The 23,533-nt window shown below is 73.1% G+C and carries 7 protein-coding genes; all 7 read right to left on the reverse strand.

Annotated features, from left to right (window positions below):
- Positions 1-14 precede the first annotated feature (14 nt).
- Genes VKA29_RS31205 through VKA29_RS31235 form a run of 7 tightly spaced genes read right to left on the reverse strand, consistent with a single transcriptional unit; the run spans position 15 to position 23,506 of the window.
- The gene (locus VKA29_RS31205) at positions 15-1,499 is read right to left on the reverse strand and encodes an amino acid adenylation domain-containing protein (protein ID WP_324789361.1); all 1,485 of its coding nucleotides are present in this window, start codon (positions 1,497-1,499) and stop codon (positions 15-17) included.
- Entirely contained in the window at positions 1,496-2,794 is a 1,299-nt protein-coding gene (locus VKA29_RS31210; protein ID WP_324789362.1) for an ATP-grasp domain-containing protein, read from the reverse strand. Before VKA29_RS31210 ends, VKA29_RS31205 begins: the two co-directional genes overlap by 4 nt.
- A 54-nt stretch (positions 2,795-2,848) precedes the next feature.
- On the reverse strand, positions 2,849-3,112 hold the full coding sequence (locus VKA29_RS31215) for a phosphopantetheine-binding protein (protein ID WP_324789363.1): 264 nt from the start codon (positions 3,110-3,112) through the stop codon (positions 2,849-2,851).
- Positions 3,113-3,161: 49 nt separating this feature from the next.
- A complete protein-coding gene (locus VKA29_RS31220; protein ID WP_324789382.1) occupies positions 3,162-4,550 on the reverse strand; it encodes an MFS transporter in 1,389 nt (462 codons plus the stop codon).
- Positions 4,543-11,625: a non-ribosomal peptide synthetase gene (locus VKA29_RS31225; RefSeq protein ID WP_324789364.1), complete on the reverse strand. Its 7,083-nt coding sequence runs from the start codon at positions 11,623-11,625 to the stop codon at positions 4,543-4,545. The genes VKA29_RS31220 and VKA29_RS31225 overlap by 8 nt, the downstream gene beginning before the upstream one ends.
- Positions 11,625-22,433 (reverse strand): non-ribosomal peptide synthetase, encoded by a 10,809-nt coding sequence (locus tag VKA29_RS31230; RefSeq protein ID WP_324789365.1) that lies wholly within the window; start codon positions 22,431-22,433, stop codon positions 11,625-11,627. Before VKA29_RS31230 ends, VKA29_RS31225 begins: the two co-directional genes overlap by 1 nt.
- A gap of 47 nt (positions 22,434-22,480) precedes the next feature.
- Positions 22,481-23,506 (reverse strand): pyridoxal-phosphate dependent enzyme, encoded by a 1,026-nt coding sequence (locus VKA29_RS31235; protein WP_324789366.1) that lies wholly within the window; start codon positions 23,504-23,506, stop codon positions 22,481-22,483.
- Positions 23,507-23,533 lie beyond the last annotated feature (27 nt).

The raw sequence follows: 23,533 nt of genomic DNA on the forward strand, positions 1-23,533 counted from the left end.
CCGCGCCGGTTCTGTCAGCCACCTGTCGCGGACAGCAGCGCGCGACGGTCGAGCTTGCCCTGCGGGGTGCGCGGCAGGGAAGGCAGCGGTGTGATCACCGCCGGGACGAGGTGGCGGGGGAGACGGGCGGCGAGGGCGGTGCGCACGGCCTCGGGCGGAGCGGCGCCGGGTCGGGCGGTGTAGAAGAGGGCGAGCCGGTCGAATCCGCCGTCGTCGCCGGTCAACGGCAGCACGGCGCAGTCCCGGACGCCGGGCAGCCCACGCGTCGTGGCCTCGATCTCGGCGGGCTCCACGCGGTGGCCGGCGATCTTCACCTGGCGATCGGCCCGGCCCCGGTAGTGCAGCACGCCGTCCGGGTCGAGGACGCCCAGGTCGCCGGTACGGTACAGCGGGACGGACCGGCCGTCCTGCCGGTGGGTGGTGAAGTTCGCCGAGGCCGGATCCTCGCCGAAATAGCCCAGGGCGAGCCCGGCGCCGGTCAGGCAGATCTCGCCGATCGTGCCGGGCGGCACCGGCTCGTCACCGTCCAGCACCAGGACTCCGGTGCCGCGGACCGGCCGGCCGAGCGGGATCCCGTCCGGCAGCGCGCAGTCGACGCGGGAGACGGTGTGGGTGGTGGCGAACACGCAACTCTCCACCGGGCCGTAGCCGTTGACGAGCGCGATGTCGGGATGCCGGTCGAGGAAGCGCGCCACATGCTCGGGCGACAGCCGCTCGCCGCCGGTGATCACTCGGCGCAGCCCGCCGAAGGCGTCGGGATCCTCATCGACGAACAGGTTGAACAGCGAGGAGGTGAGCCACAGTTGGTCCACGCCGCACCGTTCGGCGAGGTCCCGCAGGTCGTCGGGCAGCAGGTGGTCGTCCTCGGGGACGACGCAGGTGCCGCCGGTGGTGAGCATCCCCCACACCTCCAGCGTGAACGCGTCCCACGGCACCGGCGCCGCCTGCGGCATGGCGTGGCCGGGGCCGAAGTCCGCGAACGTCGGGGCGCCGAAGAGCCGCAGTGCGGCGCGGTGCGGGGAGACCACCGCCTTGGGCCGTCCGGTGGTGCCGGACGTGAAGAACACCGTCGCCGGAGCGTCGCCCGCTCCCGGCGGGGCGGCGGCCGGCGCCGCGTCCGGGACCGGACCTGGATCGTCCGGCAGCGTCCAGGCCGGGACCGGCCAGCCTGCGGGTTCGTCGGTCACGACGAGCGGCGCGCCCAGCCGGCCGGCCAGGGAGGCCAGGTGAGCCGGCGGCCAGCGGTGGTCGAGGGCGCAGTACGCGGCGCCGGTGTGCAGCACCGCGAGCAGCGCGGTCAGCAGCCGGATGCCCCGCGGCAGCACCACGGGGACGATGTGCCCGGGCCCGACGCCGAGCTGGGCGAGCCGGGCCGCGTGGGCGCGGGCGGCGGCGTCCAGAGATCCGTAACCGATACGGGCGGAGCCGTGGATCACAGCGGTGGCGCCGGGACGCAGCGCGGCCTGCCTGGCGACGGCGTGGTGGATGAGGCCGGTCACCGTGTCCCCCCGCCGGGGACGGCGACGGGCAGGTGTTCCAGTTCGGCCGCGGTGAGCGTGCGGGTGCCGTCGGCGAAGGTGAAGGTGTAGCTCAGCAGGCGGCGGGCGCGTTCCATGGTCGCGAAGACCTCCTCGAAACTGCCGCCGGCTCCGGTGACGGTGTCGAGGGGGCGGGTCATCACGCTGGTCGGCCAGTGCTCCCCGGGCTCGACCGTGGGACGGTAGGCGACCACACCGGGCAACGCCCGGACCGCATCGATGCCGTGCACCTCCTCCAGGGTGAACTCCTCGACGGGGGCCGGGGGGATGTACTGGAAGTGGAAGCCGCGCGGGGGCGGCGGCGGCGTCCAGGCGGTGAGCCCCAGGGCGAGGCGGCCGGACAGTTCCACGCAGTCGAAGCTGAGCGCCCGCCGGCACATCTCGTTGATGCGGCCGCCGAGCCGCCCGTTCACCTCGACGATACGGGGGCCTTCGGCGGTCAGCTTGACCTCCGTGTGGGTGATGCCGGTGGTCACACCCAGGGCGTCCAGCGCGCGGTCGACCAGGTCCTCGATCTGCTGGATCTCCTCCTTCGGCAGCGGCGACGGCCACACCTGGCCGGTCTCCCGGAAGGGCGTGAGCTGGGGGAGCTTGCCGGAAACGGCGAGGGGGACGCGGCCGGAGGGGGTGCAGACGGTCTCGACGGAGACGTAGTCGCCGAAGGGGTCGCTGGGCCGGCCGACGAGGTACTCCTCCAGGACGAACGCGGGCGTCCCGGCCGGCTGCGCGGAGCCGATGAGCGCGGTGAACAGGGCGCGTCCGGCGTCCGCGTCGGTGACCAGGTGGGCGTCGCGGCTGCCCTGGCCGTGGACGGGTTTGAGAACGGCGGGCAGTCCGACGGCGGCGACGGCGGCCGCCCAGTCGCCGGGCGTGGTCAGGGCGGCGCTGCGCACGTCCTCCACTCCGGCCTCGCGCAGCCGCTGCCGCTGGCGGGACTTGTCGGTGAGCAGGGACGCGGTCCCGACACTGTGGTACGGCAGGCCGAGACGTTCGGCGAGCCGGGCGGTGACCGGCAGCATCGCGTCGCTGTAGCTCACGATGGCGTCCGGGGCGAGAACGGCCAGCCGGTCGGCGGCTTCGTCGAAACCGCGGTCGAGGCGGACGACTTCGCCCAGGTCCTTCAGGAGCGGGATCAGCGGGGTGGTGTGCGGGGAGTCCTCGCCGACGAAGACGAGGTCGCCGAGGTGGCCGAGGCCCATCGCGATCTCGGCCACGTTGACGGAACCGTAGTCGTAAGTCACGGCAATCGTGGTCATGTCTGCTCCTTCGCCGGTGGGTTGCAGTGCCGGTCGGCAGCGTGGGACGGACGGCTACTGGGCGGCGGTCTCGACGAGGGTGCGCACCTGCGCGGTGAAGTCGGACAGCACGGGGTGGTCGAAGATCAGGCGGGTGGGGACGGGGACGGACAGTTCGCGACGCAGCCGGGTGACGGCGCGCATCGCGGCCAGCGAGTGCCCGCCGAAGTCGAAGAAGTGGGTGGCCGGCCCGTCCGGCTCGGCCTTCAGCACCTCGGTCCACACGCGCAGGACGGTGTCGTCGACGGATCCGCCGGATGCCGGCTGGCGTTCGCTCATGGGATCTCCTCGGTCGGCCCGCAAGGGGGCGGGGACGTGACGGTCGGGGTCAGGCAGTGGCGGCGTCCTCGCCGGGCAGCGGCGGGGGGTTGCGCAGAACGGGCATGATGAGCCCGACGAGGCCGAGCAGCACCATCCAGGCCAGCATCGACACGATCGTCGTGGTGGTGCCGGCGTACTCCAGCAGCACGCCGGCCACCAGGGGGCTGAGCAGGCTGACGGACTGGGTGAAGAACCGGCAGGCGCTGTCCACCCGCCCCTGGAGTCCGTCGGGCACGAGGACGATGCGGTACGTGGAGATCACGGAGTTCCACAGCGGCGCGACAGCCAGCATCAGGCCGAAGACGACCCCCATCACGACGACGCCGCCGGGCAGGAAGAGCAGGGGCAGCAGTGCCGCCCACACCCATGGGAAGCCGAGGACGACCGTCGTCGCCGACACCCGGTCCGCCGCCCACGAGGCCACGACCGAGCCGATCAGGCCGCCCGCGCCGGAGAGGGTGAGCACGGCGCCGACGAGAGCCGGCGAGCTGCCGTGTGCGTGCGCGATGACGATGATCAACGTCGGCATGGCGTTGCCGACCATGTTGCTCGCCGCCACCATCAGGACGCTGGCGCGCAGGAACCGCTGGCGCACCAGCCATGACAGGCCCACTCCGATTCCCCGGACGATGCCCTCTGTCCGCTTCTCGCGGGCCGGTGCGGAACGGAACGGTGTCCGGATCGCCGAGACGGTGAGGAAGGAGACGAGGTAGGACAGGGCGTCGCCGAGGAACGGCAGGAAGCGCGAGACGGCGAACAGGGCGCCGCCGAGGGAAGGTCCGGCGAGCATGGCGCCGTACTCGCGACTCTCGTTGCGCGCGGTGGCCGCCCGTACCTGTGACGCGGGGACGACGTGCCGCAGGGCGGAGACCTCGGCCGGGGAGAACAGCACCGCGGCAGAGCCCTCCACCAGGGCCACGACGACCACCTGGGGGTAGGTCAGCAGGTCGGTGGCCAGGCCGACGACGAGGGTGGTCAGGGCGATGAGGCAGACCAGGTCGCAGGTCAGCATGAGCCGCTTGCGGTCGACCCGGTCGGCGATGAGCCCGGCAGGCAGGCCCAGGATCCACTGCGGTGCGGCGCGCACCGTGCCGATGAGGCCGGCCATGACGGGCGAGCCGGTCAGGGACAGCACCAGCAGCGGGTAGGCGACGTACGCCATGCGGCTGCCGAGGACGGACGCGAGCTGGCTGATCCACAGCAGGGTGAAGTCACGGTTGCGGCTCAGCGGCACCACGGCCTGCTCGGCCTGCTGGGCCTGCTGGGCCTGTTCGGCCTGTTCGGCCTGTTCGGCCTGTTCGGCCTGTTCGGCCTGCTGGGCCTGCTGGGCCGGCGAGGCCGGCGAGGCCGGCGAGCCGGCGCCCGAGTCGGCTTCCGTGTCCAGGTCCTCAGGCATCGTCACGGCCTGCCTCCAGAGTGTCGCGCAGCCAGCCGACGACCCGCTCCAGGTGCGGGCGTTCCATGACGGAGAGGTGAGTGCCGGGCACCTCGGTGACCGCGGTCCGCGGCGCGTAGTCACGCCAGGCGTCGAACCAGGACCGGTCCCAGTTGCCGTTCTCGGCCCTGAGGACGTGCAGCGGCACGTCGGCGGGGACCGGCCGGTAGGTGCGTTTGGCCTCGCGGAAGAAGCGGTTGCGCCGCAGGCGCTTCTCCAGCGCGTCCTTGCCGAGGCCGATCTGCTCCTCGCGCAGGTCCAGTTGGCGCATGTGCCCGGCCAGCAGGCCCGGCGCCCGGTCGGCCCATTCCCGCTCGGGGATCCTGCCGGACATGTCCAGGAGTTCCTCCAGCAGCCGGTCGACGCGGTCCCGGTTGGCCGTCTCGGGGGCGGCCACCACGGAGTCGACGAGCCCGACCCAGGCGACCTCGTGGCCGGCGCGGTGCAGCTGCGCGGCCATCTCGTAGGCGATGACGCCGCCCATCGACCAGCCGCACAGCAGATACGGTCCCTTCGGCCGGCGCTCGGTGACCAGCCGCACATAGGCCGAGGCCATGGCCGCGAGCGGGTCGGGGGCGCCGGAGTCGACCAGGGACTCGTCGAACTCGATACCGGTGACCGCGAGTTCGTCGCGGAGCATGCGGGCCATCTCGTAGTAGCCGGTGATGCTGCCGGTGCCCTCGTGGACGCAGAACAGCGTCTGCGGCGCCGTGCTGGACGTGAGGTCGACCAGACCGTGCGCGCTCTGCCGTCCCGGCTCGGGACGGTCGATGAGGCCGGCGAACTCCCGCACCGTGGGCGCGCCGAACAGCGAACGCAGGGGCAGGGTGACGCCGTGCCGGGAACGCATCCGGGCGATGACGTGGGCGGCCAGCAGGGAGTGGCCGCCGAGGTCGAAGAAGTCGTCGTCCAGGCCGATCCCGTCGACATCGAGGACGTCGGCCCACACGGCGGCCACCACCTGCTCCCACGGAGACCGCGGGGCGATGAACGCGGCCTCCAGGTGGGGCCGTTCGGCACCGACCGCGGGCAGCGCCGCGCGGTCCACCTTGCCGTTGGGGGTGCGGGGGAGCGCGGGCAGGACGACGAACGCGGAGGGCACCATGTGCTCCGGCAGGGCCGGCTCCAGCCAGGAGCGCAACTCGCCGACGGTCGGCCGACCACCCGGGGCGGCCACGAGGTAGCCGATCAGGCGCGGCTCCCCAGGGGTGTCCTCCCGGGCGACGACGACGGCCTCGGTGACCGCCTCGTGGCCCACCAGCCGGGTTTCGATCTCGCCGGGTTCGATGCGCATGCCGCGGATCTTGATCTGGTGGTCGGTGCGTCCGAGGTGTTCGAGTCGGCCGTCCGCGGTCCAGCGGCAGATGTCGCCGGTGCGGTAGAGGCGTCCGGGGGTGAAGGGGTCGGGGAGGAAGCGTTCGGCGGTGAGGGCGGGCTGTCCGAGGTAGCCGCGTGCGACGCCGGTGCCGCCGATGAACAGTTCGCCGGGCACGCCGATGGGGCAGGGGCTGAGGTGTGGGTCGAGGACGTAGACGCGGCTGCCGGTGATGGGGCGGCCGACGGGATAGGTCCAGTCGTCGTGCCGGGGGGCGCGGGTGCGGGTGGTGGTCATGGTGGTCTCGGTGGGGCCGAACTGGTTGACGACGCGGTCGTGCAGCCAGGGGCAGTGGGCGATCCGGTCGGCGCGCAGTCGTTCACCGCTGCACAGCACCAGCCGCAGTCCGTCCAGTGAGCCCGGCCGCACCGGGACGTCGGCGAGTTCGTACAGCAGCGACGGCACCACGCTGGGCAGCACGGTGACCCGGTACTCGGCGAGCAGGTCCGCGACCTGCCGCGGCTCCTGCGCGGCGCCGGGCGGGGTGACGAGCAGGCGGGCGCCGGAGCCGAGGGCGCCGAAGACCTCCCGGACCGAGGCGTCGAAGCCGGGAGCCGCGATGGCGGCGAGGGTGTCGGCCGGCCCGAGTCCGTACTCCTCGCGCAGGAATTCCAGGTGGGAGACGGCGTTGGCATGTGTGGTGACGACACCCTTGGGCCGGCCGGTGGAGCCGGATGTGTACATCACGTAGGCGGCGTGGTCTGCGTCGGTTCTCCCGGCCGGGGCGCTGTCGGGGAGCGCGGACCAGTCCACGCTCTCCAGGTACACGGCGGCCTCGCGGTGCCGCGCGGGCACGGCCGACGCGGCGTGGCGGGACGTGACGACGAAACCGGCCGTCGTGGCGTCGGCCATGAGTTCGAGGCGTTCGGCGGGAAGGCCGGGGTCCAGCGGGAGGAAGGCGCCACCGGCCTTCAGCACGGCCAGCTGGGCGGTGACGGCATCAGCGGAACGCGGCAGGCAGATCCCCACCACGGACTCCGGGCCGACGCCGAGGGCGCGCAGCCGGTGCGCGAGGCGGTTGGCCCGGGCGTCCAGCACGCCGTAGCTGACGTCGGGGCCGCCCGGCGTGACGAGTGCCACGGCCTCCGGCTGCCGCGCGGCCACGTCGGTGACCAGTTCGTGCAGTGCGCGCGTGGGCCGGGGGCGGTCGGTGGCGTTCGGGGCGAGGACGACCTGGCGGTACTCGGCGTCAGGCAGCACGGGGATCTGCGACAGCCGGACCCCGGGGTCGGCGGCGACGGCCGCGAAGAGGCACTTCAGATGCTGGGCCATGCGGTCCATGCGGTCGGCGTCGAAGAGCGCCGTGCTGTAGCGCAAGGTGCCGATCAGACCGTCGGCGGTGTCGGCGAGCGCCGCGGTGAGGTCCACCTTCACCTCGCCGGACGTCAGCGAGTGGTCCTCGGCGTCGATGTGGGGGAGGTTCCAGGTGGCTTGCTGGGTGGTGTCGAGGGAGAGCATGGTCTGGAAGAGGGGGGTGCGGGCGAGGTCGCGTTCGGGGCGGAGTTCTTCGACGAGGCGTTCGAAGGGCAGGTCCTGGTGTTCGTAGGCGTCGAGGGTGACGTCGCGTACGCGGGTGAGGAGTTCGGTGAAGGTCGGGTCGCCGGAGAGGTCGGTGCGCAGGACGAGGGTGTTGACGAAGAAGCCGATGAGGGGTTCGGTCTCGGCTCGGTTGCGTCCGGCGATGGGGGTGCCCACCGCGATGTCGTCCTGTCCCGAGTGGCGGGCCAGCAGCGCCTGGAAACACGCCAGCACCACCATGAACAACGTGACGTGGCGTTCTTGACCCAGCCGGCGCAGACCGGCGGTCACCTCCGCGGGCACCGCGAAGTCCACGCTTCCGCCTTGCGTGGCCCGAACAGCGGCCCGCGGTCGGTCGGTCGGCAGCTCCAGCGGTTCCAGACCTCCCAACATGTCGCGCCAATAAGCGAGTTGGGACTCCAGCACGTCACCGGTCAGCCAACCGCGCTGCCACGCCGCGTAGTCCGCGTACTGCACCGGCAAGGCGGGCAGCTCCAGGGCGGTCCCGGCCAGAGCGGCCCGGTAGCCCGCGCTGATCTCACGCACCAGGACACCGGCCGACCAGGCGTCGGCCACACTGTGGTGGAACGCCAGCAGCAGAACGTGGTCGGTCGCCGACTCGCGAACCAGTGCCGCGTGCCACAGCGGCGCCCGGGACAGGTCGAAGGGACGGCGCGCCAACTCGGCGACGACCTCGTCGAGACGGCCGCCGGCCTCGACGACGGGCAGCTCGACCGGCACCGAGTCGTCGATCCGCAGCCAGGCCCGGCCCTCGGCGGCGGTCACTGCCGAGCGCAGCACTTCGTGGCGGGCGACGACCGCGGCGAGCGCGGAACGCAGCGCCGCCACGTCCACCGGTCCGCGCAGCCGCCACGCCATCGGCACGACGTACTCCACGCTGCCCGGATCGAGCTGGTCCATGAACCACAGCCGCTGCTGACCGAACGACAACGGCAGCGGCCCGCCGCGGTCCGCCGCCCCGATCGCGGTGTCCGGACCCGCGCCGCCCGCCGCGCCGTCCACGTACGCCGCCAGCCCGGCCACCGTGGGCGCCTCGAAGACCGCCCGCAGCGGCACCTCCACACCGCAGTCCCTGGCGAGCCTGGACACCACCCGGGTGGCCAGCAGCGAGTGGCCGCCCAGCGCGAAGAAGTCGTCCCGCACGCCCACGCTGTCCACCCCGAGAACCTCGCCCCAGACAGCGGCGATGTCCCGTTCCGTCTTCGTGCGCGGCGCGACGAACGCCGTGCCCAACTCCGGCCGGGCCGAGTCCGGGGCGGGCAGCGCCGACCGGTCCACCTTGCCGATGCCCGACAGCGGAAGCTCCGGCATCGTCACGAAGACGGCGGGCACCATGTGCTCCGGCAGCGTCTCCCGCAGCCACTCGCGGACCCGCGTGATCGGGACGGACCGGCCGTCGGTGACCAGGTACGCCACCAGGCGGCGGTCGCCGGGGGTGTCCTCCCGGGCCGCCACCACCGCCTCCGTGACGCCCTCACAGGACAGCAACCGCGCCTCGACCTCGCCGAGTTCGACGCGGTAGCCGCGGATCTTGACCTGGTTGTCGGCGCGTCCCAGGAACTCCAGTTCGCCGTCGGCGCGGAACCGGGCCAGGTCGCCGGTGCGGTAGAGGCGACCGGGGACGAACGGATCCGGCACGAACCGCTCCGCGGTCAGGCCGGGCCGTCCGAGGTAGCCGCGCGCCACGCCGACGCCACCGATGAACAGTTCGCCGACGACGCCGGCCGGCAGCGGCGCCATGTCTTCGTCCAGCACGTACATCCGGATGTTCGCGATCGGCCGCCCGATCGGCACGGGTACCGAGGGGTCGAAATCGTCGCCGGCCACGTAGACCGAGCATCCGACGACCGTCTCCGTCGGGCCGTACTCGTTGATGAGGCGGGCCCCCGGCGCGACACGGCGCCAGGCCGCCAGAGTCTCCGGCTTGACCTCGTCGGCGCCCACCACGAACGTGCGCACCGACTCCACACGCTCGTCGTTCATGGAGGCCCGCAGCACGTCCAGGTGACCCGGAGTGATCTTCAACAGGCTGAAGTCGGCAGGGCGCAGCAGGCGCTCGCGCAGCGAGTCCAGGCTGCGCTCGGTCGGCAGCAGCGTGACGTCCTTGCCGCCGATCAGCGGCAGCAGGTAGTTGGGCATGCCGAGGTCGGCGGCGATGGAACCCAGCATCGGCGCGCCGGACGCGCCGCCGAGACCGTAGCCCTCGATGCACCACCACAGGTAGTTGACCAGTCCCCGATGAGGGATGAGGGTGCCCTTGGGCCGCCCGGTCGATCCAGAGGTGTACATGACGTACGCGAGATGGTCCGCGCCGGTGCGGGGCACCGGGTCGGTCTCCGGCAGCCCGGCCGCCACGGTGACCTGCGGGTCGAGGACGATGGCGCGATCGCGGTGGTCCCCGGGCAGCGCGGACACCGCTCCGGCCTCGGCGACGACGAGATCGGCTGCGGTGTCCTGAAGCATGAACGCCAACCGCTGCTCCGGATACGACGGATCGAGCGGCACGTAGGCGGAACCTGATTTGAGGATGCCCAGGATGCCCGTGACCGCCTCGACGGACGCCGACGCGCACAGGCCGACGCAGCGTTCGGGGCCGGCGCCGAGAGCACGCAGGTGGTGGGCGAGGCGGTTGGCCCGGGCGTTGAGCTCGCCGTACGTCCAGGTCGTGCCGTCGACGTCGTGCAGGGCAGGGGCGTCCGGCTGCTTCGCCGCCCACCGCTCGAAGAGTTCCTGCACGGTGGCGTCGTCGGGGAAGGGCGCGGCCGTGTCGTTCCAGCCGTGGACGACCGTGTGCCACTCCTCGGGCGGCAGGATCGGTACCTCGGCGACGGCGGCGTCCGGGCCGGCGGCCAGACCGTTGACCGCGGTGCGCAGGTGACCCGCCATACGCGCGATCCGCCCGGCGTCGAACAGCGCCCGGTCGTAGGTGATCTCGACCCGCAGCACGTCCCGCGCGGCGGCAACCACACTCAGCGGGTAACCGTTGCGCTCCACCGCCCCCTCGGGCGTCATCTCCAGGCCGTCGGCCGACGTGTCCTGCGGGCGGGCGGCCGGGTAGTTCTCGAACACCAGCAGGGTGTCGAAGAGCACGCTGCCCTGCGGGACGCCGCTGCTCGCCTGTGCCTCGACGAGCGGGGTGTAGTCGAACTGCCGGGCCCGCTGCTGGCTGTCCTGCACCCCGCGCAGCCAGTCCCCGACGCGTTCGGAGGGACGGACCCGGACGGTCGTCGGCAGGGTGTTGATCATGAGGCCGACCATGGACTCGACACCGGGCAGCTCGGCCGGGCGGGTGCTCGTCGTCGCGCCGAACACCACATCGGCGTTGCCGCTGTAGCGCGACAGCAGCAGTCCCCAGGCGCCGAGCAGCAGGGTGTTGACGGTGACCCGCTCGCGGCGGGCGGTCTCCCGCAGCCGCCGGGTCTCCTCCGCGTCGAACGCGATGCCCTCGGTGGCGAACCCGGTCTCGCCGGTGGGCCGCTCGCCCACGATGCGCGTCGGCGTGGTGAAGCCGCCGAGTTCGGCCTTCCAGTACCGTCGGGCCTCCTCCGCGTCCTGAGCGCCGAGCCAGCGGATGAACGCGGCGTAGTCGGGCGCCGGCTCCAGGCCGTGCGGCTCGCCGCGCAGTGCGGCGCGGTAGCACGCCATGACCTCGCGCAGCACGAGCCGCACGCTCCAGCCGTCGAGCAGCACGTGGTGGAAGCTGAGCACCATCCGGTGGGCGCGCGCGCCGGTCCGGATCAGGGTGATACGCAGCAGCGGCGCCCGGGAGAGGTCGAAACCGGCGGCGCGGTCCTCCTCCAGCAGCCGCTCCAGCCGCTTCTGCCGCCCGGCCTCGGGGTCGGCGGACCAGTCCAGGACGGTCACCGGTACGGTGACGCCGCGTTCGACGAGTTGCAGGGGGCGTTCCACACCGCGCCACACCAGGCGGACCCGCAGGGCGGTGTGGCGGTCGCTCACCGCCTGCCAGGCCGCGGTGAACGCGGCCACGTCCAGGTCCCCGTCGAGGCGGTACAGCAGCTGCTCGAAGTCCACCCCGCCGTCCGGGTCCATCAGGGAGTGGAAGAGCATGCCCTCCTGCATCGGGGACAACGGGAGGATGTTCTCCAGTGCCGGCCTGGCCATCATTCACCCTTTCCGTACTCGGTGAGGATCGCGTCGAGGGTTTCCTGGTCGAGGCCGGCCAGCGGGAAGTCCGCCGGGACGGCTGCGGTGGTGCCGGACGTCAGGCAGTGGTCGATCAGGGCTTCGAGGTGGGCGAGGTAGTCGTCGGCGAAGCGGCGGGCGAAGTCCCGGCCGTGCAGGTCGCGCGAGTAGCCCAGGCGGACACGGAAGACGCCGTCGCTGACCTCGGAGTTGAGTTCGAGCACGTGCGAACGGGTGCCGGAGGCGGCCTGGTGGCGTCCCTTGGACTCCGGCGCGGCGGCGAACGCGCGGTCGGCGGACAGTACGTTGTCGAACCGGCCGAGGTAGTTGAACAGCACCTGACCGGCGGAGTCGACGAGGTCGGCGCCTGGCCGGCCGCCGCAGTTCTTCAGCACGCCGTGCCCCACACCGCCGTGCGGCACCTCGCGCAGTGTCTGCTTGGTCTCCTTCAGCACCGCATCGAGGCCCCGGCCCCGGCGCACGCCGAGGAAGACCGGGTGGAGGGCGGTGAACCAACCGACCGTGCGGGAGATGTCGGCGCCGGGCACCACGTCCTCACGGCCGTGGCCCTCGACGTCGACCGCCATGCGGTCGCCGTCGACGCGGTCGGCGAGAGTCAGCGCGAGCGCGCTCAGCAGCACGTCGTTGATCTGCACGCGGTGGGCGGCGGGCACCTCGGTGAGCAGCGCACGGGTGCGCTCACGCGTCAGCTCGCGGCTCTCGACGGCCTCCGAGGCGACGCTGTTCGCGCCACCGGGCGTGTCCGACGGCACGCGTGGCGACCCGGTACCCGCGCTGCGCCAGTACGCCAGTTCCGCGGTGGCCGCGGGCGAGTCGGCATAGGCGTCCAGGAGCCGCGCCCACTGGAGGAACGGCGTCGTCTTGTCCGGCAGCCGCACCGGCCGGCCGGCGGTCAGCTGCCGGTACCCGGTCTCCAGGTCCTCCAGCAGAATCCGCCACGACACGCCGTCGACGACGAGGTGGTGGGCCACCAGCAGCAGCCGGCGGCCGTGCTCCCCGAGGTCGGCCAGCAGCGCCCGGAACACCGGGCCCGCCACCGGGTCCAGGCTCGCCTGGAGCCGGTCGGCCTCGGCGGTCAGCCTGCCGGGGTCGCCGGACAGGTCGGCGACCCACAGCAGCGGCGCCGTCTCCTGCGCCGCGTTCTCCTGGACCAGGGCGCCGTCGTGCCGCGGGAAACGCATGCGCAACGCGTCGTGGTGGGCGACCAGTGCCCGTACCAGCGTGCCGGCCGCCGCCTCGTCGAGACCTGACGGCACCTTCACCAGGACGGACTGGTTGTAGTGGTGGCGCTCCGGCAGGTCCCGGGCGAAGAACCAGTGCTGGATCGGGGTGAGCGGCGCCCGTCCGGTCACCGTGCCCTGATCCGCGAGCGGCACCGGCGCGGTCCCCGCGGCGGCCGCGAGTTCGGCGATGGTCTGATGGTCGAAGACCATACGGGGGGTCAGCCGGATGCCGTGCCGCGCGGCACGGGCGACGATCTGGATGCTGAGGATCGAGTCACCACCGAGGTCGAAGAAGTTGTCGTGCAGACCCGCACGGTCGATGCCCAGCACCTCGCACCAGGCGGCGGCGATGGCCCGTTCGACCGGGGTGTGCGGTTCCGCGTACCTGCTGCCCAGGTCGGGCCGCGCCGCCCCGGGGTCGGGCAGCGACCGGCGATCGACCTTGCCGCTGGCCGTCAGCGGCAGCTCCGGCAGCACCACGAAAGCGGCCGGGACCATGTACGGGGGCAGGGTGTCCTCCAGCCAGGCCCGCAGCCTCGGCACGCCGGGCCCCTCGCCGTCGGTGACGAGGTAGGCGACGAGCCGGCGGTTGCCCGGGGTGTCCTCGCGGGCCAGGACGACGGCCTCGCGTACCTGGTCCAGGGCGAGGAGGCGGGCCTCGATCTCTCCCGGCTCGATCCGGAAACCGCGGATCTTGACCTGGTCGTCGGCGCGGCCCAGGTACTCCAGCTCCCCGCCCGCGGTCCACCGGCAGACGTCGCCGGTGCGGTACAGGCGCCCACCGCCGAACGGGTCGGGCACGAACCGCTCCGCGGTCAGGCCCGGCCGGCCGAGGTAGCCACGGGCGAGCCCGGCACCCCCGACGTACAGCTCGCCGGGCACTCCGACCGGACACACGTCCATCGCGGGACCCAGGACGTACGCGCGCAGATCCGCCAGCGGCACCCCGATGGGACTGACGGCCGCGTCACCCCGCGTGCCGGCGTCCAGGGCGAGCACCGTGACGTGCACGGTGGTCTCGGTGATGCCGTACATGTTGACGAGCGTGCTCCCGGCGGAACGCGGGTCGGCGTACCACGGGCGCAGAGCGGCCAGGTCCAGCGCCTCGCCGCCGAAGACCACATGCCGCAGGGCGCCGGCGCCCGCGTCGAGCAGCGGACCCATCAGGTGGTGGAAGGCGGTCGGCGTCTGGCTGAGCATGGTCACGTCGTACTTCGCGGCGACCGCCGCGAGCCGTTCGGGGTCGCGGGCGACGCTCTGGGAGGCGACCACGACGTGCCCGCCGCGGGTCAGGGCGCCCCAGATCTCCCAGACCGAGAAGTCGAAGGCGTAGCTGTGCGTGGACAGCCACACGTCGTCCTCGCCGAAGGCGAACGTCTCCTGCGTGACGTCGAAGAGCCGGACGGCGTTGCGGTGGCTGGTCAGGACGCCTTTCGGCCGGCCGGTCGAGCCGGATGTGTAGATGACGTACGCGAGATGGTCCGGGCCGGCCACCGGCGCGGGGTCGTGGTCCGGCAGGTCACCGGCCGGCTCGCGGTCGAGGTCCACGAGCAGGCCGGGCAGGCCGCCGGCGGCGTCCCCGCCGGTGAGCACGATCCGGGCACCCGCGTCGCGGACCATGAACGCGGTGCGGTCGGCGGGGTAGTCCGGATCCAGGGGGAGGTAGGCGCCGCCCGCCTTGAGCACGGCGAGCAGCGCGACCACGGTCCGCGCGTCGCGCGGCAGGCAGACGCCCACCAGGGTGTCCGGGCCGACGCCGAGGGCGCGCAGGTGGTGGGCGAGGCGGTTGGCGCGGGCGTTGAGCTCGCCGTACGTCAGCGTCGTGCCGTCGGTGTCGCTGACGGCCGGACGCTCCGGTCGGCGGCGGGCATGCCGTTCGACCAGGGCGTGCAGCGTCGTGACCGGCGCCGCGGCGGTCACCGCAGCGCGGCCGGCGGCGCCGGTGACCAGGCCGAGTTCGGCCGAGGACAGCATCGGCAGGTCCGACAGCCGGCTGCCGGGGGACGCGGCCACCGAGGTCAGCAGATTGACGAGGTGCCCGGCCATACGTCGCATGCGGCCGGTGTTGAAGAGGGCGGTGCTGTAGCGGAGGGTGCCGTGGAGGCCGTCGGGGGTGTCGGTGAACGCGGCGGTGAGGTCGAACTTGGCGGTGCTGACGGACAGGGGGTGGTCCTCGGTGTGGATGTGGGGGAGGTCCCAGGTGGCTTGCCGGGTGGTGTCGAGGGAGAGCATGGTCTGGAAGAGGGGGGTGCGGGCGAGGTCGCGTTCGGGGCGGAATTCTTCGACGAGGCGTTCGAAGGGCAGGTCCTGGTGTTCGTAGGCGTCGAGGGTGACGTCGCGTACGCGGGTGAGGAGTTCGGTGAAGGTCGGGTCGCCGGAGAGGTCGGTGCGCAGGACGAGGGTGTTGACGAAGAAGCCGATGAGGGGTTCGGTCTCGGCTCGGTTGCGTCCGGCGATGGGGGTGCCCACCGCGATGTCGTCCTGTCCCGAGTGGCGGGCCAGCAGTGCCTGGAAGCAGGCCAGTACCACCATGAACAGGGTGACTCCGTGCCGGCGGGCCAGTTCTTCGAGCCGGTCGACGTCCTTGCGCGGCACCGTGAGATCGACACCGGCGCCCGTTGTGGACCGGACGGCTGTCCGGGGGCGGTCGGTCGGCAGTTCCAGCGGTTCCAGGTCCGCCAGGGTGTCGCGCCAATAAGCGAGTTGGGTTTCCAGTACGTCGCCGGTCAGCCAGCCGCGCTGCCAGGCGGCGTAGTCGGCGTACTGCACCGCGAGGTCCGGCAGGTCCGGGACGGTGCCGGTGAGAGCGGCACGGTAGGCGAGGCCGAGCTCATCCACCAGCACCCCGACCGACCAGGCATCCGCCACACAGTGGTGGAAGACCAGGACGAGGACGTGGTCGGTCGCCGACACGCGGACCAGGGCGGCATGCCACAGGGGCGGGTGGGAGAGACCGACGGGGCGGCGGACCAGTTCGCCGACGATGTCGTCGAGCCGGTCGCCGGCGTCGACGACCGGCAGGTCCACGGGTACGGAATCCTCGATCCGCAGCCGGGCCTGACCGTCGGTCACGGACACCGCTGAGCGCAGCACTTCGTGGCGGTCGACGACCGCTGCCAGAGCCGACCGCAGCGCTTCGGCGTTCACGGGCCCGCGCAGGCGCCATGCCATGGGGACGACGTACTCGGCGCTTCCGGGGGCGAGCTGGTCCAGGAACCACAGGCGTTGCTGGCCGAAGGACAGCGGCAGCGGCTCGGACCGATCCGCCGGTCCGATGACCGGGAGCCGTCCGGTGGCGTCGGGCGCGGCGTCGATCCGGGCTGCCAGTCCGGCGACGGTGGGTGCTTCGAAGACGGCCCGCAGCGGTACGCGGACGCCGCGGTCCCTGGCCAGCCGGGACACCACCCGGGTGGCCAGCAGGGAGTGACCGCCCAGGGCGAAGAAGTCGTCGTGCACGCCGACCTGGTCCACGCCGAGGACCTGCGTCCACACCGCGGCGATGTCCTGCTCGGTGTGTGTGCGGGGTGCGACGAACGCGGTGGCCAGTTCCGGCCGGGCCGAGTCCGGGACGGGCAACGCCGACCGGTCCACCTTGCCGCCGGCGGTCAGCGGCAGCTCCGGCAGCACCACGAACGCGGCGGGGATCATGTAGGCGGGCATCGCGGCGGCGAGCCAGGCCCGCAGCCTCGGCACGCCGGGCCCCTCGCCGTCGGTGACGAGGTAGGCGAGGAGCCGGCGGTTGCCGGGGGTGTCCTCGCGGGCCAGGACGACGGCCTCGCGCACCTGGTCCAGGGCGAGGAGGCGGGCCTCGATCTCTCCCGGCTCGATCCGGAAACCGCGGATCTTGACCTGGTCGTCGGCGCGGCCCAGGTACTCCAGTTCCCCGCCCGCGGTCCACCGGCAGACGTCGCCGGTGCGGTACAGGCGCCCACCACCGAACGGGTCGGGCACGAACCGCTCCGCGGTCAGGCCCGGCCGGCCGAGGTAGCCACGGGCGAGCCCGGCACCCCCGACGTACAGCTCGCCGGGCACTCCGACCGGGCAGGGGCCCATGTCCCGGTCGAGCACGTACAGCCGGGTGTTGGCTATGGGACGCCCGATCGGGACGCCGCCGCCGGTGTCGGGCGCCGGGCCGTGCAGGGTGTGCGCCGCGCAGCCGACGACGGTCTCGGTCGGGCCGTACTCGTTCACGAGCCGGGTGGCCGACGGGAAGGCGGCGAACGCGCGGTTGGCGAGCGCGACCGGAAGATCCTCGCCGCCGAGGACGAGTGTGGTCGGCGAAGTCCGGGCGCGGCCTTCGCCGGTTCCGCCGAGCAGCGTGATGTGCGCGGGGGTCAGTTTGAGGAGCCCGGCCCCGGTGCCCTCGCAGGCACCCACCAGGTCGGCGGGCCCCGCCTCCCGCGGGAGGACGTGCACCGGCTGCCCGGTCAGCAGCGGCACGAAGACGCTGGTGACGGACATGTCGAAGACGAGCGGCGAGTGCAGCACCGCGCCGCCCGCGCCCCCGGGCCCGTACGTGGCACAGGCCCAGCGAAGGTAGTTGGCGAGACCGCCGTGCGTGATCTGCACGCCCTTGGGCCGGCCGGTGGAACCGGAGGTGTAGATGACGTACGCGAGCCCCGCCGGGTGCACCCGCGGGCCGCGGTCGGGCCGGCCGGCATCGGGAGGCGGGGAGAGACCGGCGTCGACGTCCATCACGCGGCCCCGGTAGTCACCGGGCACCGCGGCACCGCGGGCGCCGTGGGTCAGCACCACCTGGGCCGAGGTCTCCTCCAGCATGAACGCGGTGCGGTCGGCGGGGTGGTCGGGATCCAGGGGGAGGTAGGCGCCGCTCGCCTTGAGCACGGCGAGCATCGCCACCACCGCCTCGGCGCAGCGCGGCATGCACAGCCCCACCACGTCGTCGGGGCCGACGCCGCAGGCGCGCAGGGCGCGGGCCAGTCGTGAGGCGCGTTCCTCGACCTGGCCGAACGTCAGCGTCGTGCTGCCGTCGGTGACCGCGACCGCGTCGGGTGCGATCGCGGCGCGCGCCGCGACCAGGTCGTGGACCGGGCGGTCGTCGGTGGGCACCGCCGTCTCGTTCCAGGTACGCGTGACGAGTTCGAGTTCCGCGTCGGGCAGCAGCCGCAGGTCCGACAGCCGGTCCTCGGCCGTGACGGTGGCGAACAGGGTGCGCAGTTGGGCACTGAAACGCCGCATGCGGTCGGTGTCGAAGAGGGCGGTGCTGTAGCGGAGGGTGCCGTGGAGGCCGTCGGGGGTGTCGGTGAACGCGGCGGTGAGGTCGAACTTGGCGGTGCTGACGGACAGGGGGTGGTCCTCGGTGTGGATGTGGGGGAGGTCCCAGGTGGCTTGCTGGGTGGTGTCGAGGGAGAGCATGGTCTGGAAGAGGGGGGTGCGGGCGAGGTCGCGTTCGGGGCGGAGTTCTTCGACGAGGCGTTCGAAGGGCAGGTCCTGGTGTTCGTAGGCGTCGAGGGTGACGTCGCGTACGCGGGTGAGGAGTTCGGTGAAGGTCGGGTCGCCGGAGAGGTCGGTGCGCAGGACGAGGGTGTTGACGAAGAAGCCGATGAGGGGTTCGGTCTCGGCTCGGTTGCGTCCGGCGATGGGGGTGCCCACCGCGATGTCGTCCTGTCCCGAGTGGCGGGCCAGCAGTGCCTGGAAGCAGGCCAGCACCACCATGAACAGGGTGACTCCGTGCCGGCGGGCCAGTTCTTCGAGCCGGTCGACGTCCTTGCGTGGCACCGTGAGATCGACACCGGCGCCCGTTGTGGACCGGACGGCTGTCCGGGGGCGGTCGGTCGGCAGTTCCAGCGGTTCCAGGTCCGCCAGGGTGTCGCGCCAATAAGCGAGTTGGGTTTCCAGTACGTCGCCGGTCAGCCAGCCGCGTTGCCAGGCGGCGTAGTCGGCGTACTGCACCGCGAGGTCCGGCAGGTCCGGGACGGTGCCGGTGAGAGCGGCACGGTAGGCGAGGCCGAGCTCATCCACCAGCACCCCGACCGACCAGGCATCCGCCACACAGTGGTGCAGCACGAGAAGCAGGACGTGGTCCTGCGGGTCCTCGCGGAAGAGCGCGGCCCGCCACAGGGGCGCGCGACCGAGGTCGAACGGCTCGCCGGCCATGGACCGCAGCGCCACGGCGTCGTAGGGCAGCACCGGCAGGTCCACGGGAACGGACGGGAGGACCGTTTGCACCGGCTCGTCGTCCTCGACGCGGAACGCGGTCCGCAGCACCTCGTGGCGGGCGACCACCCAGGCGAGCGCGGACCGCAGCGCGGCGGTGTCCAGAGCGCCGGTCAGCCGCCAGGCGACCGGGATGACGTACTCGGTGCCGTCGGGCTCCAACTGGTCGAGGAACCAAAGACGCTGCTGAGCGAAGGACAGCGGCAGCGGACCGCCGCGATCGGCCCGGCCCATCGGTGCCGCCACCCGCGCTCCCTGCCCGGCCCGCTTGACGCGGGCCGCGAGCGCGGCGATCGTCGGCGTCTCGAACAGGGCCCGCAACGGAACCTCGGCGCCGGTCTCCCGGCCCATGCGGGACACCACCCGTGTCGCCAGCAGCGAATGGCCGCCCAGATCGAAGAAGTCGTCGTGGACACCTACCAGTTCCAGGCCCAGCACCTCGCACCAGACCGCGGCCACGGCACGCTCCACGGCGTCGCGCGGGGCGACGAATTCAGGCGCGAGGCCGGCGCGGGACGCGCCCGGATCCGGCAGCGCACGCCGGTCCACCTTGCCGTTCGGTGTCAGCGGCAGCGCGTCCAGCGCCACGATGGCGGCGGGCACCAGGTGGGCGGGCAGCACGGCCCGCAGTCGCGCGCGGACGGCCGGAAGCGCGGACCGCTCGGCCACGGCGTAGCCGATCAGGCTCGGGTCACCCTGCGCGTCGGTCCGTGCGACCACGACCGCGTCCGAGACCCCCTCGGTCTCGCGCAGCCGGGTTTCGATCTCGCCGGGTTCGATGCGCATGCCGCGGATCTTGATCTGGTGGTCGGTGCGTCCGAGGTGTTCGAGTCGGCCGTCCGCGGTCCAGCGGCAGATGTCGCCGGTGCGGTAGAGGCGTCCGGGGGTGAAGGGGTCGGGGAGGAAGCGTTCGGCGGTGAGGGCGGGCTGTCCGAGGTAGCCGCGTGCGATGCCGGTGCCGCCGATGAACAGTTCGCCGGGCACGCCGATGGGGCAGGGGCTGAGGTGTGGGTCGAGGACGTAGACGCGGCTGCCGGTGATGGGGCGGCCGACGGGATAGGTCCAGTCGTCGTGCCGGGGGGCGCGGGTGCGGGTGGTGGTCATGGTGGTCTCGGTGGGGCCGAACTGGTTGACGACGCGGTCGTGCAGCCAGGGGCAGTGGGCGATCCGGTCGGCGCGCAGTCGTTCACCGCTGCACAGCACCAGCCGCAGTCCGTCCAGTGAGCCCGGCCGCACCGGGACGTCGGCGAGTTCGTACAGCAGCGACGGCACCACGCTGAGCAGTACGGTGACGTCCCCTCCGACTACGGCGGCGACGACCCCTGCCGGGTCACGGGCGGCGTCGGGAGCCGCCATGACCAGGCGGGCGCCGGAGCCGAGGGCGCCGAAGACCTCCCGGACCGAGGCGTCGAAGCCGTCGCCGGCCAGGGCGAGTGCCGAGTCCCGCGGGCCGAGTCCGTACTCCTCGCGCAGGAATTGCAGGTGGGAGACGGCGTTGCCGTGGGTGGTGACGACGCCCTTGGGCCGGCCGGTGGAGCCGGAGGTGTACGTGACGTACGCGGCGCCGTCCGGGCGCACCCGAACGTCCGGATCGACGTCCGGCGATGTGTCGGTGGAGGCCGCGTCGATCAGCAGCACCGGACGTCCCGCGCTGCCCGGGAGCACGTCGGCCGTGTCGCGGCGGGCCAGCACGAGGACGGGCCCGGCGTCGTCGAGGAGCAGGCGCAGCCGGTCGGCGGGCGCCGCCGTGTCGAGTGCCAGGTAGGCGGCACCGGTCTTCAGCACGGCCAGCCGGGCGACCACGGAGTCGGCCGAGCGCGGCAGGCACAGGGCGACCAGGTCCTCCGGGCCGGTCCCCAGCCCGATGAGGCGGTGCGCCAGCCGGTTGGCCCGCCCGTTCAGCTCACCGTAGGTCCAGGTGGTGCCGTCCGCGTCCACCACCGCGGGCCGGTCCGGCGCCTCGTGCGCCTGCTCTTCGACGAGCCGGTGCAGGGCGGGACCGGCGGGCCGCGGGGCGCCGGTGTCGTTCCACTCCTCGACGGTCTGCCGGTACTCGGCGTCGGTGAGCAGCGGCAGCTCGGACAGCGGGGCCTGCGGGCGCTCGGCCACCGCAGCGAGCAGCGTGAGCAGGTGGCCGGCCATGCGTTCCATCCGGTCGGCGTCGAACAGCCCGGTGTTGTAGCGCAGTTCGCCGTCCAGCGTCAGGCCGTCGACCAGCGCGAAGGTCAGGTCGAACTTCGAGCGGGTGATGCCGACAGGGATCTCCTCGACGTCAAGGCCGCTCAGCACCGGGTCGCCGCCGGCCGTGTTGAGGACGAGCATCACCTGGAAGAGCGGGCTGCGGGTGAGATCGCGTTCGGGGTGCAGTTCCTCGACGAGCCGCTCGAAGGGCAGGTCGGCGTGGTCCCAGGCGTCCAGCACGCGGTCGCGGACCCGCTCCAGCAGCTCCTCGAACGTCGGATCGCCCGACAGGTCGCCACGCAGCACGAGGGTGTTGACGAAGAAGCCGATCAGCGGTTCGAGGTCCGGGTCGTCGCGGTGCGCGATCGGGGTGCCGATCGCCACGTCGTCCTGGCCGGCGCAGCGACCCAGCAGCAGCTGCACGCAGGCGGTCAGGACCATGAACAGCGTGGCCCGGCGCGCATGGGCCATGGTGCGCAGCCGCGCCGTCACGTCGGCCGCCACGGTGAACTCGACCGCCGCGCCGTCGGCGGCGGCGCCGGCCTGCCGGGGCCGGTCGGTGGGCAGGTCCAGCGGCGGTACACCGGTCAGCACGTCCCGCCAGTACGCGAGGTCCGCCTCCAGCATCGCGCCGCCGAGCCCCGCCCGCTGCTCCTCGGCGTAGGCGGCATAGCTGCGGGTCAGTTCCGGCAGCACGGGCCGGGTCCCGGCCACCGCGGCGTCGTAGCAGGCACCGATCTCGGCCACCAGATTCCGAACGGACTCGGCGTCGAAGACACTGTGGTGCACGGTCAGCCCGAATACGTGTTCCCGCGGGCCCGTGCGCAGCAGCACAGCCCGCCACAGCGGCGCGGTGGCGAGGTCGAACGGCCGCTCCGCCAGCGTGCCGAGCGCCGCTTCGGCGGTCCGGAAACCGTCCACGGGGACGACCGGCAGCTCGACCGGGACCTCGTCCAGGACGACCTGGTGCGGCACGTCGTCGGTGACCTCGAAACGGGTGCGCAGCACGGCGTGCCGGGCCACGACCGTCGCCAGGGCGTCCCGCAGCGCCTCGGCGCGCAGGTCGCCGGTCAGGCGCCAGGCCAGCGCCACGGTGTACTCGGGACTGCCGGGTTCCAGCCGGTCGAGGAACCAGAGTCGTTGCTGCGCGAAGGACAGCGGTGCGATCCGCTGCTGAGCAGGCATGCTTCCTCCACCGGTGGGATTCTTGGGGAGTGCGGTGGCCGGGAGGCTCAGGGCGTGGGAACCGGCCGGGCCGGGGTGACCCCGGTCAGTCGGCGGAATTCCTCCGGGCGGATGTTGCCGCCGCTGACGACGGCGACGACTCCGCCGGACGACGGCAGGGTGCGGGCGCCGGCCAGCGCCAGCGCTCCGGTGGGCTCCACCGTCATGCCCTGCGCGCCCAGGTCCCGCAGGGCGTGCAGCACGGCGGCGTCGTCGACCACGACGATCCCCTCGACGAACCGCTGCAACAGCGGGAAGGTGAACTCACCCGGCGTCTGGGCGTGCACGCCGTCGCAGATCGTCGTCGGGGGCGCTATCGAGACGCGCCGCCCCAGCGCCAGGGATCGCGCGGTGTCGTCGGCCCCGGCGGGTTCGACTCCGAGGACCCGGATCGGACGTCCGCTGAGGGCGACGGCGGTCGCGACGCCGGCGAGCAACCCGCCGCCGCCGACCGGCACCACGACGGTGGTGGCATCCGGAACCTGGTCGAGGATCTCGAAACCGACCGAGGCCTGTCCGGCGACGACCAGCGGATGATCGAACGAGGACACCACCATGGCGCCGGTCTCCTCGGCGATCTCGCCGACGCGCGCGCGCCGGGCCTCGTTGCCGCCGTCGCAGAGCACGACGCGCGCTCCGAGGGCCCGTACCGCCTCCCGCTTGTGGCTGCTGGAGGTGCGCGTCATCACCACGGTCGCCGTGACGCCGAGGCGTCGTGCCGCCCAGGCGACCGCGATGCCGTGGTTGCCCGAGGACCCGACCACGACATCGGTCACGCCGAGGCCGGACAGCGCGTTGAAGGCGCCGCGGAGTTTGAACGACCCGGTGAGCTGGAGGTTCTCGCACTTGAGCCGAACCCCGCTGCGGGTGTCGACGGTGACCGGCGTGACGCGGGCCGTCCCGGCCAGCCGCCAGGGCGCCGCCCGGCAGGCGGCGGCGAACTCTTCCGGCACCTCCCGGTCGGCGGGCGCGCCGAGCGGCCCGGGGGCCGTCGAGGGCACCGCCGGCATCGGGGTGGTCGTCTCGAAGGTCATCTGTGCCTCCGGCCGGGTCGGTGCGGC

The organism is Streptomyces sp. H51 (assembly GCF_035656535.1).
Classification (GTDB): domain Bacteria; phylum Actinomycetota; class Actinomycetes; order Streptomycetales; family Streptomycetaceae; genus Streptomyces.